The organism is Leptothoe kymatousa TAU-MAC 1615, assembly GCF_018739865.1.
Classification (GTDB): Bacteria; Cyanobacteriota; Cyanobacteriia; order Phormidesmidales; family Phormidesmidaceae; genus Leptothoe; species Leptothoe kymatousa.
In genome coordinates this window covers 46,183-62,061 of sequence record NZ_JADOER010000011.1, presented here as the reverse complement: position 1 = coordinate 62,061, position 15,879 = coordinate 46,183, and the positions used below count along the sequence as shown (strand labels likewise).

Below are 15,879 nucleotides of genomic sequence, written 5' to 3'. Positions count from 1 at the left end.
GGCTCTATCGGAAAGTATCGATGTACGGAATTGCTGGAGTTGACGAAATCTCACCCATTGACTTTGCCCAACGTTTGGCAGAAGGCGATTTACAGCTGGTGGATGTGCGGGAGCCGGAGGAAGTTGCGATCGCAAATCTGCCCAACTTTATCCATTTACCCTTTGGTCAGTACGCTGATTGGGCGGAGCAAATTTTCACCCACTTAGATCCTAGTCTAGAGACCATCGTGATGTGTCACCACGGTATGCGATCTGCCCAAATGTGCCAGTGGTTACAGCGCCAAGGGTTTGAACGAACCAAAAACCTGGTGGGTGGGATTGATGCCTATGCTCGATTGGTGGATAATTCCATTCCTCGCTACTAATCCGTCATCAGGCCAGTTCCCTTTCTACTCACCCATTTTCTATGCTGAGTCACATTGAAACCCTCATCCGTGAAGTGGATGGTCGCTATGCCACCGATAACGAACTGCTGTTTATGCAAAACTACCTGCAAACAGCACGCCTGCGGTTTAATGCCTATCAAAAAATTCAAAAATCTGAGCGGGCCATCATTCAACAGGTTAAGCAAAAACTCAAAGCTACCGAACCTCAGCTGCTAAGGCGGGGCAAGGCAGACATCAGTGCCAAATGGCAGCGAGATACTGTGCGGGTTCTCCGCTTCTGCGCCCATGCCATGCTTGTGGCCGATGAAGAGGGGCTAGAAGAGAGCTTACTGCTGTGGTTCCAGTCAATTATGCGCGCCTTCAAAGCACAACAGAGTTGTGATATTACCTATAAAACAATGCAAGACGTTGTGCGTCAGTATCTGACTCCCCAAGAGGCGGAACTATTTTGTCCGATTTTAGCCCGGGCTCGGCGCTTGCTAGGGCAATAGCGTTACCCTAAAAGTACACCCACGTAGATTAAATCTATGGATACCCCGTCGGTTTCTGCCCACAAACTACGTCAGCAACACCCACAAAAACATAGCCACTACAAGTTCTCTGAATTTTTTCAGTTCAATGCCACCGAGGGCACCATTGCTGATTGGAACGGTAGCCGCAATATTATTACTAGCGAACATTTTATTATCGGTCTGCTGGAAGGCTTAGAAGAAGAAGTGGGTGCGGCTTCTGCGGCCGTGATGTACTCCATCGGTGTGGAATGGGGGAAGCAAGATTCTTTATTTTTTGACCAATGGTTTGAGCGCGAATACAACATCCGCCCCCAACAGGCGAACCTGATGTTTTTACTCGAAACCTGGTGGTGGCCCTTTACGGCCCAGGGCTGGGGCCGCTGGGAAATCGATATGACCGATCGCCAACAGGGGTTTATGTTTATTAACCTATTTGATTCGGCGGTGGCCCGTACCCTGGGGGATGTCGGTAAACCTGTTTGCTATCTCTACGCAGGCCTATATGCAGGGTTTTTTACCGAAATGGTGCGTAAACAACTCAGCTGTATTGAGATTCAGTGCTACTCCATGGGAGAAACCTACTGCAAATTTTTACTGGGGGCTAAAGATCGAATTGATGCGGCAGCGTTTTGGCTCAATGAAGGGGCGACAGCCAGTGATATTGAAAATCGACTCCGTGCCGGATATACATCATCATGACTGATCTGACGCAGGTGTTAGATGCCCAGGGACAGCCCCTATCCACGCTAACGGTTGATCATTTCTTTCAGCAGATTAACTGGTCTGGAACGCAACAGCGATCAGCGCGTGAAAATAGCGGTGCCCCCGAGACTCCCTATGACACCGTGGGGCAGTTTTTTGCCACGTTTCCTTGGCAGGGCGCCACGGCAGCTCCATCGGCGAGGCGCTTGGCGATAGACATCGATGAAGCAGCCTTTGACCAACTGCTCGCCGAGGACGATGCCCTGACATTGGACGATCTATCGGCATTATTTTAGGCTGAGAGGCAATAAACTAGAGGGCGTGCGGGTGCCCCCATGCACGCCCATGTCACTGTTTTAGAGAATTGTCATCGTCTAAGCTTGCCATGTCATCTTCCTTGCCCCATCAACATATTTTCCGACAGCTTGAATTACAGCCAGAGAAAGGCTATCTAAATTCTCAGGAATTGGCCAATCTGGGGCAATATGTCGGCGGGTTATCAGAGCGCATTCGGGTCTATCGCCAGCTGCGGGAGTGGGAAATGAATCTGATGCAAGAGCTGGTGGATGGCTTGCCCGGAGAGGTGCAAAATGATGCGGAGGCCCTAGAGCAAAGTATTAAACAGGCCGTGCTTATTTTGCGATATGCCGCCCTGGGTATGTTGGTGGATGATGCTAATTTGGGCTGCCGCCGTTTGGAGGGGTGGTTGCCTACCATGGTTGAGGTCTATCAGACCCAAACGGTTGATGCCCTGATCCACCGTGCTTTAAATCAGCACCTGCTGCGGTCCCTAACGCCCGTGCAGTTTGCTCTCCTGCAACCTGCCCTAGAAGCGGCCCAGCAACTTTTATATCAATCCGAGACCAAGGAGTAGCTTGCTGGTTGTCGTTGCTGATTTCCTGGCTTAGGAAAAGCGAAATCAATTAAATCCATAGTTTTCCTAGCCGTCACAGAGGACTGAGCAGAGTCCCATAGCCCCATGGGCTTGGGCCAGACTAATGGGCACGTGGCAACATGGGAATTTATTGAATCGCCATGTCTAGGATTTATGGCTGGCAACCTGTCGTTGCTGATTTAGAGGATGAAACGATCTGGGGGGCGGGCTGATGATCTGAATATGCGAAATAAAATCATCCCGAGGATCAGCAACGGCTGAAACTCTTTGGGTGATAAAATTTCTCCACGTTCAGGTGCTTTGTTTACCTTGAAAACACCTTGGGAGTTTAATCATTATGGTGCTTGTTGCCGATTTGCTTTCAGATATCAACCTGACGGCTAATTATTTTGCCAGTGATGTGTATGTTCACGGCACCCTTGAGTTAGGGCTGTTGGAGAATCGCCGTGGCGATCGGCTGCTAGCGTTGCCGGAAACCCTAATTCGAGCTATTTATGCTGGGTTAGATAATGAAACGGGGCAGGCGTCGATGTTGGTGCTGTATAACTGTGGCCTGTGGTGGGGGAAAAACTTTTATACGCGTTTCTGTGAGGAGCTGTCGGACTATCACCATCGACCAGTGAGTGGCTTACCCATGGCTGAGTTTATTCAGGCTTTGCAGCAGTGTTGGCTAACCCACGGTTGGGGGCAGATCAGCTTAGATCCCACGTATCGTGCCCAGGGTTTTTTGGTGATTAAAGTGCAAGGCTCGGCGTTTATTGAACATGCGCCTAAGTTGGAACGTCCCGTTGGGTTTCTAGAGACCGGGGCACTCCAGGCCTTTTTTAGTGAGCTGAGCGGTCAGCCGTTGCACTGTGTCCAAACGGCCTGTGAATCTTTGGGGGCCGAGGAAAGTTGTTTTGTCTTGGGTTTGCCAGAGCGCTTGGCGGTGGCGACAGCGGGGGTGGAACAACGGCTTTCCCACGCTGATATTATGGCTGCGCTGGTTGGGGAAGCTGCTTAACCATGGTCGCATGAATATAGGGATACGTAACCAGCAGCGGTCCAGCTATCGACTTCTGGGGTTAGTGGGCAATGGTCAATTTGGACGCGTTTACTGTGGCGTACATCGTAAGACAGGCCAGTTGGTGGCGCTTAAATATCTGCAGCGTCATAGTTTGCCTACCCATGCTTTTTTGCGAGAGCTGCGTTGTTTGTTGAGTCTGGCTCATCCTAATATTGTTGCTTGCTATGCGGTAGAGCATTGTCGCGATGGTCGCCGGCTGGTGCTGGAATATGGTACCGGGGGGACTTTGCGATCGCACATGCTCAGTCCCCTCAAGTTGGGGGAAATTCTCAAGCTCAGTTTCGATATACTGCGCGGTCTTGCCCATGCCCATCAACAGGGCATTGTGCACTGTGATATTAAGCCCGAAAATATTTTGCTCGGTTACCATCAAGGGCGCTGGCGAGCCAAAATCTCTGACTTTGGCATTGCCAAACTGATTCAAGAACAATCCTATCGCCGGGGGGCTGGGCAAACGGGATCTCCTGCGTACATGGCCCCCGAACGCTTTTTTCGACAATATTCCCCAGCGGCCGATGTCTATGCGGTGGGGGTGATCCTATTTGAACTCCTGGTGGGGCAACGCCCGTTTAGGGGAACCCCCGCAGTGTTGCAGTCTGCTCACCTGCATCAAAAAGTTCCCCACCTAGATCCATCCATCGAGATACTACAACCTTTAATTAGCAAAGCATTGGAGAAATTGCCCGCCCGCCGTTATCCCACGGCTGTGGAAATGCTCGCCGATTTGGAACACCTGGCACCGGCTTTGAGTGCGGAGTTTTGTTCTCCTAGCTATCACTTTTCGTCATTAGCGTATTCGTCCCATGGTCAAGCCGCCGTGCATAGCGGGCCTCAACCCCTCGGTCATATCCAGCCGTTGCCCTCGGAGCTATCCCCGGCGGCCGACAAGGTTCACCCTTGGCTGATGTCCCATGGTTCTCAGCTGGCCACGTTGGAAGAGAGCCGTCGTGTCCATGTATGTCAGCAGGTTTTAGATAGCCCTATTCAGGGGATTTATCCAACTAAAACAGGCGTAATGGTGGCGACTCACCGGGCCCTATGGTGTGGTCTATATCCCAAATTATTAACCCCCCTAATGCGATGGTCCGAACCGGCCTTGATCGCCGTGGATCAGAATCATCGGTGGGCGGTGGGGGTGGTGAATCAAACGAAACAGCTTACCCTGACCCATTTACGTAAGCCCAATCAGGTGGACCATCCCATTCGTCGCCCCCTGCCGCCAGATTTGGCAGTACATCAGGTGATTGCGGTGGATGGGGGACATTTTGCCATTGTTAGCCAGTCTCCCCAAAACGGAACCCAGCTACAGTTTTGGAATCGGCGCAGTCTATACCTTACGACCTTAGATCTCGGCATTACCCTTTGTCAGTTTACCTCCACCCGTCAGCGCCACCAATGGCTGGCCCTGGATCGCCATGCACCTGAAACGGTGATCTTACTCGGTCTAAAGCCTTTGCGCATGACCCGTTTGAATCTGGATATTTGTCCTGTGCTGATGTTAGATCTGCCCTGGGGATATTTGTTCGCGGATAAGGCTGGAAAAATTCTGTTGCTCGATCGAGATTTTCATCCCATTGGTGGGATTCAAGGGCCCGCTGGTATTACTGCGATCGCATCCCTAAATTCCCATGACCTGTTGGTGGCGACCTGGCAAAAAGACACCCAGGGCCAACTTTACTGCTTAAATTTGCAAGAGTATGACCTCGATATGATTTTTTAGGACGCAGACTATCGTTTAGCCGCCCTCTACTCAGAGATATGCAAACTGCGAGGGACAGATTTGTTATCAGCAGCCTTTACACCCTTAATCCCTCACATTAATGCGGGCTTCAATATCATGTTCCTCAAGCCATTCCAGCCGTTCTTGTGCTTCTGCTTCATCGACATAAGCCCCAGCTTGCATAAACGTACGTCTACCAACCTGGGTACGAAACGCATCGGGGACTAAGTCCTTTAAATGGTCCGCATCATCCATATCCACCAGAATCCGATAGCGAAACGCTTGGGCTAAGGATGCTGTGCCCGGTGGCGGTAGTTGGTTCGTGCCCAGACTGCTGGGAATCGCCACTGCCGGGACAGGTAGCCGCCCAGCCTGCCCATCGCGAGGAACATTGTTTGGCCGCGGGCTACTGTTGACTGGGGCAGACGGCTGACGATTTAACCGGGCCAATAGTTTAGAAATATTAGTGTCGTTCGGGCTGTCCTCTACCGACGTTGCAGAAGCCGCTGCCTCATTTTCAATCGGAATCACCGCTATGGGGATAGCGTCTGATGCTAAAGGCGGGCTATCAGCTTCACCGGCAACATCTGGCTCTGTTTCCTCTGGAGTCTCTTCTGTCTCCCTGGGTTGCGCCCCAAGGATTTCCAATGTGTCTGATGGCGTTGCTTCTGCCTCAGCTTCGAGACTTTCTGGGCTCAATAATTTAGAGAGCTGGATTTCGTCAGGGGTCGTCTGCTCTGGCGAGGGTACAGCGTCTACCTCGGGATCAGACGCCGTCTGCTCTGGTGAGGGCACAGCGTCTACCTCAGGGGGCTCGGCCACACTTGTGTCGGCGTCCCCTGCGTCCGCAGTGGCGGTAGTCTCTACGGGAGTGGGGCTGGGGGTAGGTGCATTCGATAGTGCAGACAGTGCCCTTATATTATGGGCCAGCGGTGTAGGTGCGCTGGCTTGGGCCGGCAGTGCGATGTTAGCTGTGGGTATAGAGGCTGCTGGTTCAGGCGCTGTGGGTGTGGAACCTGCTGGGTCAGAGGCTACCGCGACGGTATCTACTTCGACAACACCATTGCGCCGATTCTGATCGAGAATGTTCGCCTCCAGAATCGGGCGAGCATTGTTTTTTAGGGCAATGCCCACATCGTTACGAGCAATCCGATTATTGTTGATAGTGGGGGTGGCGGGGTTTGTAATGGTGATGGCTCGACCCGTGGCCTCAAAATAATTGCCGCGCACTACAGCGCGACTGGTGCCTTCAATTGATAAACCATTTTGGTTGCTATTAAAGTAGCTGTTTTCAATGATCGGAGCACCATTGCTAACGTGAATTCCGGTGACTCCGTTGGAAACAAGCGCTATGCGGCGTAGGACTGGTGAACCGGCCTCAATCCATACCCCATTTCCCTTAGGATTCGAAATAGCAACGTTGGCTAAACCTGAGCGTTCAGCGGTTACAACCGTAGCGCTGTGGCTGCTACCAGCGGTCACTGGGCCACTGCCAACAATCATTGTGTTGCGAGCTTCCCCTGCACTTCCCTGGATAGTAATGCCAGCTCTAAGCCGTAGTGGGAACGTTTCTCCCGAGGTTTGGCTATAGTGACCCGGGGCTAACAGAATCACCGTACTTCGGCCAGGGGGGGCTACCTCTAGGGCTTGGGTCACGGTTTTATAGGGTTGAGACGTTTCCCCGGTGCCTTGCTGATCGTTCCCATTGGCCGCATCCACGTGGAGCACAGAATAATTTTGCGGTTGTGGACTTCTCGTCAATACCTGGGTTTCGGGCGACCTGGTTTGAGCTGGGGCCGCTAACGGAGTCAGCAGGGTGGCTAACGCTAGCACCAGCCCCCCAAGGGAAACACTATTGAGTTTGCTATGAATTGATTTTATGTAGGTTGTTGCGTCCATCGTCACATTCACAAGGTGAGATTTTGGAGAGGCTACATGGGGGCTTCTCCATATTTAAATACGATGACGCTCTGCCCACCGTCCCAAATCGATAGTTACAGTTGCTGCAAAATTTGCTGTGGGTGCGTGGAGCAGGATGTCGCCTGAATTCCAGGTGAGTTGACCTAGATTGTGTTTGGAATTGTGGTGGCGACTCCGTTATTTGTCAAGCCTTTGTAACAGATCGGTGTAGAAGTCCCATGGTGATGTCGAGAATTGGCAATTGGGTTGATGCCGTTGTAACCAAGTTAAGGCTGAGTTTACAGCTGATACCATGGGGTAGCTTTGACGCTGTTGTGCTGCCGTAAGCTTTTTTATGAACTCTGGACCCATTGCTGAACAATCATCTCAGCAAGTTCTGTATCGAATTTTGGATGCCAATTTAGATCGGGCTCGTGAAGGATTGCGCATTCTAGAAGAATGGTGTCGATTTGGTTTGAATGATGGCACCTTGACTGAGATGCTCAAGCATTTTCGGCAAACCTTAGGGGGGTGGCATAGTGATGCCATGCGCCAATGCCGTGATACGCCTGGCGATCCGGGGACAGGCTTGAGTCATCCCCAGGAAGAGCAACGGGATTCGTTGCAAACGGTGGTGCAGGTCAATTGTTGTCGGGTACAAGAAGCTTTGCGGGTCTTAGAAGAATATGGCAAGCTGCATTCTGCGGAAATGGCGAGTGGTGCCAAGCAAATGCGTTACCAGCTCTATACGTTGGAGAGTCAACTGCTTGGCCATTCTCTTCGTCAGCAGTTGGCCAAAGCCCGTACCTATTTGGTCACATCCCCCAGTGAGCGCCTGGTGGCCATCGTGGAATCTGCCCTCAAGGGTGGGGTGGATATTGTGCAGTACCGTGAAAAATCGGCGGATGATGAAATTCGGTTAAAGCTGGCGACTCAGCTAAAACAACTCTGCCATCAGTACAATAGTTTGTTCATTGTGAATGATCGGGTAGATATTGCCGTGGCGGTGGGCGCAGACGGTGTGCACTTGGGGCAGCAGGATATGCCGATGGACGCCGCCCGACGAATTTTAGGTCCCATGCCCATTGTGGGGCGTTCCACGACGAATCCTGCAGAAATGCGTCGAGCCATTGATGAGGGTGCTGATTACATTGGTGTGGGCCCTGTGTATGCTACGCCTACGAAGCCTGGTAAAGCGGCAGCGGGCTATGGGTATGTGCGCTATGCGGTGGAGCAGGCGCCGATGCCTTGGTTTGCCATTGGGGGCATTGATCTGACTAATGTTGCCGCTGTGCGCGATGCGGGGGCCCCAGGGGTGGCGATTGTGCGTGCCATTATGCAGGCCGATGAGCCCACCCAGGTGACCCGTGAGTTTAATCAGTATTTTAGTTAAGGGGCCAACTATGAACAATGCTCAAACTCCTGGCTCAGATGCGATTACGTTGCAGGTGAATGGTGAGCGTCAAGCCTGTGCAGAAGGGACGACGTTGCCACAGTTATTGATTCAGTTGGAGATGGATCCGCGGCTGGTGGCGGTGGAATATAACGGTGAGATTTTACATCGTCAGTTTTGGGAAACGACGGTGATGCAGACGGACGATCGCCTAGAGGTGGTGACCATTGTGGGGGGGGGCTAATCTGTTGTAGCTATTGGCTGGCTAGGGCCATGGGCCAGCATCCTTTAGGGTCGGTAATCCGTCCTCTGGGTGCTATCGGGTTGAGCTAGCTAAACGCGTTACAGTAAAGATGGTTACACCTTTGGTGGGCCATGAAAATTTCGGCGTTGCTGATCTTTGGGGCGGTTTTTTTGTGAAATTTTGCTCGATGGCATTGTTCGCGGATGATCGCTTTATCCCCTCAATCAACAACGGCAAATCCTCGCGTTTTGGCAACTTGCATCATGAGTCGATTATTCCGAGTAAAGTCTTGGCTACGTCCCCTTATCAAACCTTTTTTGGTGTGTGCTCTAGCATTGGTTTTAGTGTTTTCTCAAGCTGATGGTGCTTGGGCCGCACGGGCTGGTGGACGTATTGGCGGTGGTAGTTTTAGGGCTCCTAGACCTTCCTATGGCCGCACCTATTCTGCGCCTCGCTCCTATCGGGGACCGTCTAGGGGGTACTACCCTGGTGGCGGTTTTGGCTTTGGCTTTCCCTTCATGATGCCGCTGTTTGGTTTTGGCGGTGGCGGTCTGTTTAGTTTGCTGGTCTTCTTTGCGATCGCATCCTTCCTAGTTCGCAGCTTTCGGGCCAGCGGTTTGGGGGATGGCGACATGGGAGAAGTTTACAGCGCTAATCCCAAGGTCTCCGTCGCCCGTTTGCAAGTGGGTTTGCTGGCCAAGGCACGCCATTTACAAGACGATCTCAATCGTTTAGCAATGTCGGCCGATACCAGCTCCTCGGCAGGGTTAACCAAGGTGTTGCAAGAAAGCACCCTATCGTTGCTGCGACACCCCGAATATTGGGCCTACGCTGATACAGATACCGTCGCGACTAAGCTCATGTCCGCAGAAGCTGAATTTAACCGTCTAGCCCTGATGGAACGCAGTAAATTTAGCCATGAAGCCATTTCCAATGTGAACAATCAGGTATCGGGTAATAACGCTGCGGCCCTAGCGGATGGTAATGGTAACGAGGATCCTGGTGAGTACATCATTGCGACACTAATTGTGGCCACCCAAGGTAAGTTCGCGTTGCCCGACGTGCAGTCAGAGCAAACGGTACGGGATGCCCTGAATCAAATCGGAGCAATTTCCAGCGATTCCTTAATGGCGGTGGAGGTATTGTGGACCCCCCAGGCAAGTGGACAAACCCTCACCAACGACGAAGTCATTGCCCAATATCCCAATCTCAAGCTGGTGTAATTTTCTTCCCTGAAACATTATTTATCAGTTTCCATCCAACGCATTGCGGGAGCCTGCCAGGGCTCCCGTTTTATTTTGTTTTAGTAGGGTGGGCGGGCTGTTGCTGGCGCTAGCGATAAATATTGTCAAATGTTTTTAACAGTTTTGAGTCCATCTACGTACAGATCCAGGTATATTGGTTCCGGCTTTAGGGCTTGACCCAGTAGCCGAAACGAAGCGAATGTGCTTAACTTTTGAACAATTCCGCGCCTGTTCTTTAAAAGGTCACTATGCTTGTCCTGCTCACCCGTGTTTTACTTTGGGCCACCCTTGGGCTACTAATTTGGTATATCCTGACCAAAATTATCCCGCAAAAGTACCTCACTTGGTTTGGCGGCGTAGTCGTCCTAACCCTGATTATTGCTTCATTTGCCGATCCTAACGATGAAACGATTGGCACCATTTGGCGATTGATTTCTATGCCGTTAACGCCTTTGGGGGCGACGGTGTTACTGCTGGGCTCATCCATCAGTGATGGCATAGAAAAAGTTAAGGGGAGGCAGGTCGTTGCAGCTTTAGCCATTTTGCTAGTGACAAGCTTGCCAATTTTTAGCCGCTACATCGTCAGTCGCTCAGAGCTGGAGGTGCAAAGAGCATTTACGGCTCGGGCTGAGCAATGTGCTGAAGTTTGTCCAGCCAGCGTCATTGGTGGGCAGCTAAATCGCGCGGGCGCTATTGTGGTCCTAGGCAGTGATGCGGGGGATGCAAAAGAATCTGTTGCGTTTCAAAGCTCCACTGACCAAGCCTACAACTCAAATTTAGTGCCTCGGTTAATCTATGCCTCTCAGCTATATGGTGATGCTCGTCAAGCTGGGGCAGACCCCTTTGTCATCGTGACCGCAGATCCCGGTGGTGAGAGCGAAGCGAGCGAAGCCAAGCGTCGCAATATGCGCACTGTTTTGCTCAACAATGGTGTACCTGAGCGGGCTATTGCCTTTGAATCAACCGGGCTAAATGTTCACAGTACGGCGCGTCAAGTGGATGGTTTTTTACAAGATCGCCAGGTCTTACCCGCCCTGAGCAATCGCGACGAGCCCACCGATGCACGTATTCTGTTGGTGGCACCCGCGATGACCATGACCCGCTCAGCTCTCACATTTGAGGAAATGGGGATGCAGGTCATTGCTAAGCCCACCGACTTTTATTCGGTGAATACCTGGTCCGGTGGCGATACCTTTTCAAGATTGCCTGACATTATTCCCAGTGTGGATGCTCTACAGCTCACTTCCCGCTATTGGGATGAAGTCCTGACATCTACCTATTACTTTTTGAGAGGCTGGCTACCTGGGTTCGACTTTGGTTGGAATCCAAATATTGAGGTCTAATCTGTTCTCTGGGGTTCCCCAGTTAACTCTTCCTCTGGAGTACTAGGATAGTGAAGCGGCGCAGGCTGCAATCACGTTTCGAGTATTTCTATGGCACAGTCGAGGCTGCAGTATCTACAAGGTTATCTTCGGCCCCATCGCCAGCAGCTCATGCTGGGGGTTGGGGCTCTTTTGCTGGTCAATATTCTCAGTGTTTGGATTCCCCTAATTATTGGGGATGCCGTTGAACGTCTGAAAATTGCCTTTAGCCAGGGCACTATTCTGCGCTATGTGGTGCTGATTTTGGCCCTAGCAACGGTTATGTGGGCCATTCGGATGGCGTCGCGAGTAATGCTTTTTGGGGTGGGGCGTAAGGTTGAGTTCGATCTTAAGCAGCGTATTTTTGAGCATCTGTTGTCTCTGGAATCTGCATATTTTGCAGAGAACACCATTGGCGATCTGATCAACCGAGCCACCAGCGATGTGGATAATATTCGTCGCTTGCTTGGATTTGCCGTACTGAGTCTGGCGAATACGTTATTTGCCTATACCTTTACGGTGCCAGCCATGTTGCGGATCAGTGTGCGACTGACGCTGGTGGCGTTAGTCATCTATCCAGTCATGATGTTCTTGGTGGGGTCCTTTAGCAATCGTCTACGGCAGCAGCAGCTAGATGTGCAACAGTCCCTATCGGATTTGAGTACGCTGATTCAAGAGGATATGAGCGGCATTGGGCTGATCAAAATCTATGCCCAAGAGTCCAATGAGCAGCAAGCCTTTGCCCAGCGAAACCATGCGTTGTTAGATGCTAATTTGGCCCTGGCCCGCACCCGCAACACCTTATTTCCTCTCTTGGGTGGTTTGGCCAGTCTCAGTTTGGCGATTATTTTGGCTGTGGGGGCTCGCAGCATTGCCGCTGGTACGTTAGCCGTGGGCGACTTCGTTACGTTATTGCTGTATGTCAATAACTTGGTTTTCCCCACTGCATTGCTTGGGTTTACGATTACGGCCTACCAGCGGGGTGAGGTCAGTGTGGACCGCATTGAGGCCATTTTTACGGCCCAGCCGAAAGTGGCCAATGTCAGTGGTGCCATTACATTGCCCATAGACCATGTGGCCGGTCGGTTGCAAGCTAAGGGGTTAACGTATCAATACCCTGGTACATCGACGCCTGCCATTGAGAATATTGCCTTTACGCTAGAGCCGGGGGAAACGGTGGCGCTAGTGGGGCCGATTGGTTCGGGGAAATCTACTTTAGCTAAGGCACTGCCTCGAATTTTGGAGATTTCTGCGGGGCAGCTATATATTGATGGCCACGATGTGACCCAGGTGACCCTGGAGGATTTGCGGCGGGCGATCGCATTTGTCCCGCAGGATAGTTTCTTGTTTAGTACCAAAATCAAAAATAATTTGCGCTACGGTATGCCCCTGGCAGAAATGCCCGAAATTGAGGGGGCAGCAAAGCTAGCGCAAATCCAAGGGGAGATTCTTAATTTTCCGAGTCAGTATGAAACCTTGGTGGGTGAACGTGGCATCACGCTATCTGGGGGGCAACGACAGCGGACGGCCCTTGGACGGGCGTTGTTGATTGATGCGCCAATTTTGGTTCTAGATGATGCGCTTTCGAGTGTGGATAATCAAACGGCGACTCAAATTTTGGATAATTTGTCCCAGGGAACCCAGCGGAAGACGGTGATTTTTATTACCCACCAAATGTCAGCTGCTGCTAATTGCGATCGCATCATGGTGATGGAGAAAGGAAAGATCGTCCAAACAGGCACCCACGATAGTCTTGTCACCAGACCAGGTCTCTATCAAAAACTCTGGAATCAGCACAAGCTGAAAGAAGTACTGCAATAAAGCTACAAAAAAAGCAACGGCTTATGCCGTTGCTTTTTTATTTCCTGCATCCAAAAATAATGCCGTTGTTAACCACCCACCGCATTCGGTAACGCAAAGATTGGCAAATACATCGCAATCAAAATGGACCCCACCATGCCGCCCAAAAAGACAATCATTAAGGGTTCCATAATACTGGTTAAGGCTTTAACAGCCTGCTCGACCTCATCCTCATAAAAGTCAGCGACCTTCATCAGCATCTGGTCCAGTTCGCCTGTTTCCTCACCAATACTAATCATCTGAATCGCCATCACTGGAAATACCTGGTGCTTTTGGAGTGCCAAGCTAATCATTCCACCCGTCTGAATTTCCGAACGAGCTTCTTCAATTGCATTGGCAATTACCTGGTTGCCAGACGTATCTCGAACAATTTCCAGTGCCGTCAAAATGGGCACGCCAGAGCGAGAAAGAGAACCAAATGTTCGGCAAAATCTTGCTGTGGAAGACTTTTGTACCAAGTCGCCAAATAGGGGCAGCTTCAAATACAGACGGTCCATGGTTTCTCGACCGGCACGGGTCTTGTAATACTGCCTATAGGCAAACCCTCCCACAATAAATCCCGCAATGGTTAATAAAACCAGAATTGGATTACGCAAGAAGCGGCTAATGTTGATCATAAACTGCGTAAACGCAGGCAGTTCCGCCCCTAATTCAATAAAAATATTCTCGAAAATAGGGAGCAAAAACACCGTCATGCCGACGAAGATAGTCACTGCCAGGATGCCTACGGTCACCGGATAAGCCATGGCAGACTTAATTTGGTTCTGCAACCGGTTGAGGTCTTCTAGAAGCTTGGCTAAACGATTTAAAACCTCATCGAGGACACCACCCACCTCGCCAGCTTGCACCATGCTGACATACAGCAAGTCGAAGCTAGATGGATGTTTTCGCATAGAGTCAGACAGGTTATTACCCTGCTGCACGTCAGCGTTAATGGCCAATAGGGCTTTTTTCAGCTTCGGGTTTGGGCATTGCTCGCCTAAAATGCCAATTCCCCGCACCAGACCAACCCCCGCACTTACCAGGGCTGCAAACTGCCGCGAAAAAACCGCTTTATCCTTTACAGAAACCTGAGCTAAGGACGTTTTAATGTCCTCAAGATTAAAATTAAGCCCTCGCTCCTGCTTGATACTTTGAATAAAGACACCACGCTCCTTGAGCATTGTTCGAGCTTCACCAGGGGTAGCGGCGATCACCTTTTCTCGTCGAGTACGCCCGGTAGTATCTCGCCCTGTCGCAACATAGGTAGGCATGGGTTTTACCTCTGCAAAGTTTTATGCTTAGACGTCATTGAAGGCTTTATACAGTGTTGCCTTAAACTTAAGCAACCCCTGGTTACCGGTTAAGGTGAAATCCAGGGGTTGGAGTAAGGCCGCTATCGCCGTACACCGCCAGTGGCGGGACGACCTCTTTGGGCCGGATTCCGATTAGCTGTCCCTGCGCCGCCCGCAGAGATTAAACGTTGGAGTTCGTCGACTCTAGAGGACTTACCAATGGCATCTTCAAACTTAATAGTTCCAGACTTGTGTAGATCCGCCAGAACCATTTCCAGCGTTTGCATGCCAAGTTTTCCGCCAGTTTGGATGGCACCATAAATCTGCGCCGTCTTACCTTCCCGAATTAGGTTAGAGATGGCAGGCGTGACCACCATGATTTCTTGGGCCATCACACGGCCAAATTCACCAGGTTTAGGATTAGCCTTAGGCACAAGGGTTTGGCTGAGCACAGCGACCAACGAGTTGGAAAGCTGTACCCTAACTTGCTGCTGCTGGTCGGGAGGGAAAACATCTACCATCCGGTCTACGGTTTGAGCTGCAGAGCTTGTGTGGAGGGTGCCAAATACTAAGTGGCCGGTTTCTGCCGCCGAAATGGCTAGGGAGATAGTTTCCAAATCTCGCATTTCACCCACCAGAATAACGTCTGGATCTTCCCGTAATGCAGCCCTCAATGCGTTAGAGAAACTTTTCGTATCCTCTCCGATTTGGCGTTGGTGAATTAAGCTCTTGATCGGTTCATACACAAACTCAATGGGATCTTCCACCGTGAGAATGTGTTCCGCCCTGGAGTGATTAATATCGTTAATCATGGACGCCAGTGTGGTCGACTTACCAGAACCTGTGGGCCCAGTTACCAAAATCAGACCCCGTGGCTTACGCGCAAGCTCAATCACAATGTTAGGTAATCCCAACAGTTCAGCACTGGGGATTTTGGAGCTTAGGGCACGCAAACAAGCCGCATAGGTACCCCGGTCTTTATAAACATTGACGCGAAAACGGGCTAACCCTTTGACGCCATAGGAACAGTCCAACTCCCAGTTTTGCTCCAAATGCTTTCGCTGGGTATTGTTGAGCATACTGAAAATGAGGCGCTGACACTGTTCCGGTGTCATCGGGGGATGTTCTGTCGGTGTGAGGTGTCCACTGATGCGGATATAAGGAGGAAGACCAGCTGATAAGTGAAGGTCAGACCCTCCCCGTTCAACGACTTCTTCCATCAAGTCTTCGATCATCATTTCCATGGCGCCACCTCAGGTAGATATCTACAAAAACGTTATAAACAAAAATATAAAGAAGTCACAGGAACCTTGTAGGTCGCGT

15 protein-coding genes are annotated in these 15,879 nt (G+C 51.0%); 12 read left to right on the top strand and 3 right to left on the bottom strand.

The features are described from left to right. Positions 1-20 precede the first annotated feature (20 nt). From IXB28_RS11900 to IXB28_RS11870, 7 genes are all read left to right on the top strand, one after another. A complete protein-coding gene (locus IXB28_RS11900) occupies positions 21-365 on the top strand; it encodes a rhodanese-like domain-containing protein (RefSeq protein WP_215618821.1) in 345 nt (114 codons plus the stop codon). Between the two features lie 41 nt (positions 366-406). Beyond that, positions 407-877, top strand: a complete 471-nt coding sequence (locus IXB28_RS11895) for a globin family protein (protein WP_215618820.1) — start codon at positions 407-409, stop codon at positions 875-877. Positions 878-913: 36 nt separating this feature from the next. After that, entirely contained in the window at positions 914-1,597 is a 684-nt protein-coding gene (locus IXB28_RS11890) for a V4R domain-containing protein (RefSeq protein ID WP_215618819.1), read from the top strand. After that, a complete protein-coding gene (locus IXB28_RS11885; protein WP_215618818.1) occupies positions 1,594-1,896 on the top strand; it encodes a hypothetical protein in 303 nt (100 codons plus the stop codon). The genes IXB28_RS11890 and IXB28_RS11885 overlap by 4 nt, the downstream gene beginning before the upstream one ends. Positions 1,897-1,985: 89 nt before the next feature. Continuing rightward, the gene (locus IXB28_RS11880) at positions 1,986-2,474 is read left to right on the top strand and encodes a globin family protein (RefSeq protein ID WP_215618817.1); all 489 of its coding nucleotides are present in this window, start codon (positions 1,986-1,988) and stop codon (positions 2,472-2,474) included. Positions 2,475-2,832: 358 nt separating this feature from the next. After that, a complete protein-coding gene (locus IXB28_RS11875) occupies positions 2,833-3,498 on the top strand; it encodes a V4R domain-containing protein (RefSeq protein WP_215618816.1) in 666 nt (221 codons plus the stop codon). A 10-nt stretch (positions 3,499-3,508) separates the two neighbouring features. Next, complete coding sequence (locus tag IXB28_RS11870) at positions 3,509-5,281, top strand: serine/threonine-protein kinase (RefSeq protein WP_215618815.1); 1,773 nt, start codon at positions 3,509-3,511, stop codon at positions 5,279-5,281. An 84-nt stretch (positions 5,282-5,365) separates the two neighbouring features. Here the strand turns inward: IXB28_RS11870 and IXB28_RS11865 are convergent, their stop codons facing one another. Next, complete coding sequence (locus tag IXB28_RS11865) at positions 5,366-7,180, bottom strand: DUF1565 domain-containing protein (protein WP_215618814.1); 1,815 nt, start codon at positions 7,178-7,180, stop codon at positions 5,366-5,368. A gap of 355 nt (positions 7,181-7,535) precedes the next feature. On the opposite strand from IXB28_RS11865, the gene IXB28_RS11860 reads away from it, so the two are divergent. From IXB28_RS11860 to IXB28_RS11840, 5 genes are all read left to right on the top strand, one after another. Further along, a complete protein-coding gene (locus tag IXB28_RS11860; protein ID WP_215618813.1) occupies positions 7,536-8,573 on the top strand; it encodes a thiamine phosphate synthase in 1,038 nt (345 codons plus the stop codon). A gap of 10 nt (positions 8,574-8,583) precedes the next feature. Then, positions 8,584-8,817 (top strand): sulfur carrier protein ThiS, encoded by a 234-nt coding sequence (gene thiS / locus IXB28_RS11855; RefSeq protein ID WP_215618812.1) that lies wholly within the window; start codon positions 8,584-8,586, stop codon positions 8,815-8,817. 263 nt (positions 8,818-9,080) lie between these two features. Further along, positions 9,081-10,040 (top strand): DUF1517 domain-containing protein, encoded by a 960-nt coding sequence (locus tag IXB28_RS11850; RefSeq protein ID WP_215618811.1) that lies wholly within the window; start codon positions 9,081-9,083, stop codon positions 10,038-10,040. A 269-nt stretch (positions 10,041-10,309) separates the two neighbouring features. Then, positions 10,310-11,404: a YdcF family protein gene (locus IXB28_RS11845; protein ID WP_215618810.1), complete on the top strand. Its 1,095-nt coding sequence runs from the start codon at positions 10,310-10,312 to the stop codon at positions 11,402-11,404. 90 nt (positions 11,405-11,494) lie between these two features. After that, complete coding sequence (locus IXB28_RS11840; protein WP_215618809.1) at positions 11,495-13,243, top strand: ABC transporter ATP-binding protein; 1,749 nt, start codon at positions 11,495-11,497, stop codon at positions 13,241-13,243. Positions 13,244-13,311: 68 nt separating this feature from the next. Here IXB28_RS11840 and IXB28_RS11835 read toward each other — a convergent pair whose 3' ends face one another. Together IXB28_RS11835 and IXB28_RS11830 are read right to left on the bottom strand one after the other, a co-directional pair. Then, a complete protein-coding gene (locus IXB28_RS11835) occupies positions 13,312-14,535 on the bottom strand; it encodes a type II secretion system F family protein (protein WP_215618808.1) in 1,224 nt (407 codons plus the stop codon). A gap of 122 nt (positions 14,536-14,657) precedes the next feature. Then, positions 14,658-15,800, bottom strand: a complete 1,143-nt coding sequence (locus IXB28_RS11830; protein WP_215618807.1) for a type IV pilus twitching motility protein PilT — start codon at positions 15,798-15,800, stop codon at positions 14,658-14,660. Positions 15,801-15,879: the final 79 nt, after the last annotated feature.